The sequence below is a fragment of the Pseudonocardia pini genome (genome assembly GCF_013870575.1).
Classification (GTDB): domain Bacteria; phylum Actinomycetota; class Actinomycetes; order Mycobacteriales; family Pseudonocardiaceae; genus Pseudonocardia; species Pseudonocardia pini.
This window is the reverse complement of record NZ_JACBXB010000401.1, coordinates 1-4,994: the sequence shown is the minus strand read 5'-3', so window position 1 is coordinate 4,994 and position 4,994 is coordinate 1. Positions and strand designations below refer to the sequence as shown.

Sequence of the window (4,994 nt, the reverse complement as noted above, 5' to 3'; positions counted from 1 at the left end):
CACGGTCGTGCGCGAGGCACAGCTGCTCCTGCCGGTGCAGCGCACCGCCGTCGCCGTGGTGATCCCCGGCCAGCGGGCCGCGACCCACCTGAGCTGAGCACCCGTACACTCGCCGACGTGGCGGGCAGGATTCGGGACAGCGACATCGCGGAGGTCCGCGACCGCACCCGGATCGAGGAGGTCGTCGGCGACTACGTCGCGCTCCGCAGGGCGGGCGCGGGCTCGCTGAAGGGTCTGTGCCCCTTCCACGACGAGAAGACCCCGTCGTTCAACGTCCGGCCCACGCACGGCACGTTCCACTGCTTCGGCTGCGGCGAGGGCGGCAGCGCGATCGACTTCGTGATGAAGATGGAGCACATCGGCTTCGTCGAGGCGGTCGAGCGGCTGGCGGACAAGTGCGGCGTCCGGCTCACCTACGAGGGCGGCAGCGCGTCGGTCCAGCGGGACCGCGGCACCCGCAGCAGGCTGCTCGAGGCCAACAAGAAGGCCGCCGAGTTCTACGCCGCGCAGCTGCGCACCCCCGAGGGGGCGCAGGCGATGCAGTTCCTCACCACCCGCGGCTTCGGGGCGAACGCCGCCGAGCAGTTCGGCTGCGGCTACGCCCCCGCGGGGTGGGACACCCTCACCAAGCACCTGCTCGGCCAGGGCTTCACGCTCGACGAGCTGGAGAAGGCCGGGCTGTCGAAGCCGGGCCGCCGCGGCCACATCGACCGCTTCCACCGCAGGCTGCTGTGGCCGATCCGGGACCTGGGCGGTGACGTCGTCGGCTTCGGCGCCCGCCGGCTGTTCGAGGACGACGGGATCGACGCCAAGTACCTCAACACCTCCGACACCCCCGTCTACCGCAAGACCCACGTCCTCTTCGGACTGGACCTCGCCAAGCGCGAGATCGCCAAGAACCGTCAGGTCGTGGTGGTCGAGGGGTACACGGACGTGATGGCGATGCACATGGCGGGCGTGCCCACCGCCGTCGCGTCCTGTGGCACGGCGTTCGGCACCGAGCACATCAACGTCCTGCGGCGGCTGATGGGGGACGACTCGTTCGACCGCGGCGAGGTCATCTACACGTTCGACGGCGACGCGGCGGGCCAGGCCGCCGCGTTGAAGGCCTTCGACGGGGACCAGTCCTTCGCCGCGCAGACCTTCGTCTGCATCGCGCCGAACGGGCAGGACCCGTGCGAGCTGCGCCAGGAGCAGGGGGACACCGCGGTGCGCGACCTGGTCGCGCGCCGGGAGCCGCTGTTCGAGTTCGCGATCCGCTCGATCCTGCGCGAGTGCAAGCTCGACGACGCCGAGGGCCGCATCCAGGCCCTGCAGCGGGCGGTCCCGATCGTCGCCAAGATCAAGCGCGAGGACCTGCGGGACGAGTACGCGCGCAGGCTCGCGGGCTGGGCCGGGTGGGACGACATCGCCATGGTCGTCCGCCGGGTCCGCGAGGAGGCGGGCGGAGGCCCCACCCGGCGCAGGGCGGCCCGCACCCCCGCGCCGCAGCGGGACGACCCCCGCCTGCACCTGCAGCGCGAGGCCATCAAGTCCGCCCTGCAGATCCCGGTGATCGCCGGGCCCGCGTACGACGAGCTGCCCGAGCAGGTCTTCACCCATCCCGCGTTCGCCGCGGTGCACACCGCGATCCAGAAGGCGGGCGGGGTGTGCGCCGGGATCGAGGGCACCGCGTGGATCGAGGCCGTCGGGGCCGAGTGCGGGCCCGAGGAGCGCAAGCTGCTGTCCGAGCTGGCGGTGGAGCCGTTGGAGCTGCCGCGCAAGCTCGTCGACGAGGCGCGGTACGTCGGCTCGGTGCTCGCCGGGGTGAAGCTCGCGCTGGTCGAGGCGCAGATCGCCGAGGTCAAGTCCCGGCTGCAGCGCACCAACCCCACCGAGGACGCCGAGCTCTACAACGAGCTGTTCGGCGACCTGGTGCCCCTGGAGCAGTACAAGATCGCACTCCGTGAGCAGGCGAGCGGGGCCCACCGGTGAGCTTCCTGTCCCGGTTGTGGGGGCGTGAGGACCTGCCTCCCGGCTTCTCCGGCGACCTGGACCGCGAGGAGCACGTCGTGGCCACCGCGGAGGTGCGCTCGGGCGGGCACCTCGTCGTCACCAACCGGGGGGTCTGGTTCCCCGGTGCGGGCGAGCGGGTGGGCTGGCACCTCGTGTCCAAGGCGACCTGGGCGGAAGGGGCGATGACGTTCGTGGTCGCCACCGAGGAGGACCTCGGCAAGGCGGTCCTGCTGCACGACGCCCCGCCGCGGCGGTTCGCGCTCGCCGAGCCGGGCGCCGTCCCGAAGGCCGTGCACCAGCGCGTCACCGGCTCCATCGTCTCCCGCGAGCGTGCCCGGATGCCCGACGGCCGCGAGGCCTGGGTGCTGGAACGTCGCGTCCCCGGCCGGGACGGCACCGTCCGCCAGATCCGGCCCGACCCGTGAGCACCACCTGGGACCCGGCGCTCTACCTGGACTTCGACGACCACCGCGCCCGCCCCTTCCACGACCTCCTCGCCCGGGTGCGGGTCGCGGACCCGCGCCGCGTCGTCGACCTCGGGTGCGGTCCCGGGAACCTCACGGCGACCCTGGCCGCCCGCTGGCCGGAGGCGGTGCTCGACGCGGTGGACTCGTCCGCGGAGATGGTCGCGGCGGCCCGCGCGAACGGCGTGCACGCGCGTCGGCAGGCGGTCGAGGACTGGACGCCGGAGCCGGACACGGACCTGGTCGTGACGAACGCGGTGCTGCAGTGGGTGCCCACGCACCGGGCGCTCCTCCCGCGGTGGATCGCCGCGCTGCCCCCGGGCGCCACGTTCGCGATGCAGGTGCCCGGCAACTTCGCCGCCCCCTCCCACGCCCTGGCCCGTTCGCTGGCCGCGGAGCGCGGGGTCACGCTGCGCGGTGAGCTGGGCGTGGCCGAGCCCGCGGAGTACGCGGCGCTGCTGGCGGGCACGGGCGCCGAGGCCGACGTCTGGGAGACCACGTACGTCCAGCGGCTCACCGGCGAGGACCCGGTGCTGCACTGGATCAGCAGCACCGCCCTGCGCCCGGTCCGGGACGCCCTGGACGAGGCCGCCTACGCCGAGTTCACCGCGGAACTGGCCCCGAGGCTCCGCGAGGCCTACCCGGCGAGCCCCGACGGCAGCACCTGGTTCCCCTTCCGCCGCCTCTTCGCCGTAGCCCACCTCCCCTGACCCCGGGGAGCCCAGCGCTGATCAACAGGCCCTCACGCAGGTTCGATCATGCGGAAACCTGCGTCAGGGCCTGTTGATCTCCACCGGGGGTGGTCATCAGGCCCTCTCGCAGGTGCGCCCGCAGGCCCGTCTCGCCCGTCGCGACGTGCGGACGCAGCTCCAGCCGCTCGTAGTCCTCCCGCTCCACGCGGTAGGGGAGCGGGGCGTCGGCCTCCAGGCCTGCCAGCCGGGCGCGGAGGTCCGCGGCGGCCGCCGACGCGTCGGCCTCGGTGTACCGGTCCGCGCCCGGGACGAGGTGCGGGGCCAGCACGGTCGCGCCCGCGTAGAACAGCGTCCCGTGCAGGATCGGGAACAGCAGCTCGTCGAGCTCCCCGTTCACCCCGCGCGGCCCGAACGCCGCGGCGGGCCCTCCCGTCGACGTGACGACGAGCGCGCGCTTGCCCGCCAGGATCCCGTCGCCGTAGCGGCGGGTGTGGCCCTCCGGCGCCCGGACGCCGTACGCGAACCCGCTCACGAACACCCGGTCGATCCAGCCCTTCATGATGGCGGGCATGGAGAACCACCACATCGGGAAGTGGAGCACCAGCGCGTCCGCGCGGCGGATCTTGTCCTGCTCGGCCGTGACGTCCGCGGGCAGCCGCCCCTCGGCCGACGCCGCGCCCGCCGCCTCGGAGACCCGCAGCCGCCCCTCGGTGCCGTAGTCCGCCGCCGTGACGACGGGGTTCCAGCCCATCGCGGGAAGGTCCGAGACCTCGACCGTGTGCCCCTGCTCCCGGAGCGCCTCGACCCCGTCGACGGCGAGCGTGGCGGTCAGCGACTGCGGATCCGGCGGGGCGACGACCCAGAGAACGTTCATGCGCTCGATCCTGCGGCGTCGTCCGGGCCGGCACCATGGCCTGATGGACGATATGTGCGAGGATCCAGCCATGCCTGCGGACCGCGTGCCCCACCGCGTCGTCGTCCTGGTGCGGGACGGGGCCCTCCCGCTGGAGCTCGGGATCGTCCACCGGATCTTCGGGCAGGCCCGAGGCGCGGCGGGGCAGTCGTTGTACGAGGTCCTGACCTGCACCCTCGTGCCCGGCGAGGTCCGCACGGACGCGGACTTCTCGATCACCGTCAAGCACGGTCCCGAGCTGGTGGACACGGCGGACACCGTCGTCGTGCCCGCCTCGGACCTCGACTACGAGGGCGGTCCCCTCGCCGAGGGGATGGCCGAGGCGCTGGCCCGGATCAGGCCGGGTACGCGGCTCGCGTCCATCTGCACCGGCTCGTTCGTCCTCGCCGCAGCGGGCCTGCTCGAGGGGCGCCGCGCCACCACCCACTGGAAGAGCTGCGACCGCTTCCGGGAACGCTTCCCCGGGGTCCGACTGGACCCGGACGTCCTCTACACCGACGACGACGGTGTCCTGACCAGCGCGGGGGTCGCCTCGGGCATCGACCTGTGCCTGCACATGGTCCGCGCGGACCACGGCACGGTGGTGGCCAACGAGGTCGCCCGCAGCACCGTCGTCCCACCCCACCGGGACGGGGGCCAGGCCCAGTACGTCCGACGACCGGTGCCCGAGCCCGCCGTGTCGTCGACGGGGAGGGCACGGGAGTGGGCGCTGGCGAACCTGCACCGCCCCGTGTCGCTGCGCGAGCTCGCGGCGCGCGAGTCCACCAGCACCCGCACCTTCACCCGCCGCTTCCGCGACGAGACGGGCACCTCGCCGGGGCAGTGGCTGGCGAGGCAGCGGATCGAGCGGGCGTGCGCCCTGCTGGAGGAGACGGACCTGCCGGTCGACGAGGTCGCGGAGCGGGCCGGGTTCGGCACCGCCGGTTCCCT

5 protein-coding genes are annotated in these 4,994 nt (G+C 73.8%); 4 read left to right on the top strand and 1 reads right to left on the bottom strand.

Annotation, left to right across the window (positions count from 1 at the left end; genetic code table 11):
• Positions 1-117 precede the first annotated feature (117 nt).
• From dnaG to H5J29_RS20630, 3 genes are read left to right on the top strand one after another with little or no spacing between them, the layout of a single operon-like run.
• Entirely contained in the window at positions 118-1,974 is a 1,857-nt protein-coding gene (dnaG, locus tag H5J29_RS20640; protein ID WP_181782696.1) for a DNA primase, read from the top strand.
• The gene (locus tag H5J29_RS20635) at positions 1,971-2,420 is read left to right on the top strand and encodes a hypothetical protein (protein ID WP_181782695.1); all 450 of its coding nucleotides are present in this window, start codon (positions 1,971-1,973) and stop codon (positions 2,418-2,420) included. The genes dnaG and H5J29_RS20635 overlap by 4 nt, the downstream gene beginning before the upstream one ends.
• The gene (locus H5J29_RS20630; protein ID WP_181782694.1) at positions 2,417-3,169 is read left to right on the top strand and encodes a trans-aconitate 2-methyltransferase; all 753 of its coding nucleotides are present in this window, start codon (positions 2,417-2,419) and stop codon (positions 3,167-3,169) included. Before H5J29_RS20635 ends, H5J29_RS20630 begins: the two co-directional genes overlap by 4 nt.
• 46 nt (positions 3,170-3,215) lie before the next feature.
• Here H5J29_RS20630 and H5J29_RS20625 read toward each other — a convergent pair whose 3' ends face one another.
• Positions 3,216-4,025 carry an NAD(P)H-dependent oxidoreductase gene (locus tag H5J29_RS20625; protein WP_181782693.1) on the bottom strand — a complete coding sequence of 270 codons (810 nt, stop codon included), beginning with the start codon at positions 4,023-4,025 and terminating at the stop codon, positions 3,216-3,218.
• Positions 4,026-4,068: 43 nt separating this feature from the next.
• Here H5J29_RS20625 and H5J29_RS20620 point away from each other — a divergent pair.
• A partial coding sequence (locus H5J29_RS20620) for a GlxA family transcriptional regulator (protein ID WP_181782692.1) occupies positions 4,069-4,994 on the top strand: 926 nt, incomplete at its 3' end.

Bases quoted from the DNA above. Each gene is read 5' to 3' on its own strand.
- H5J29_RS20625 (WP_181782693.1), bottom strand. From the start codon at position 4,025: ATGAACGTTCTCTGGGTCGTCGCCCCGCCGGATCCGCAGTCGCTGACC.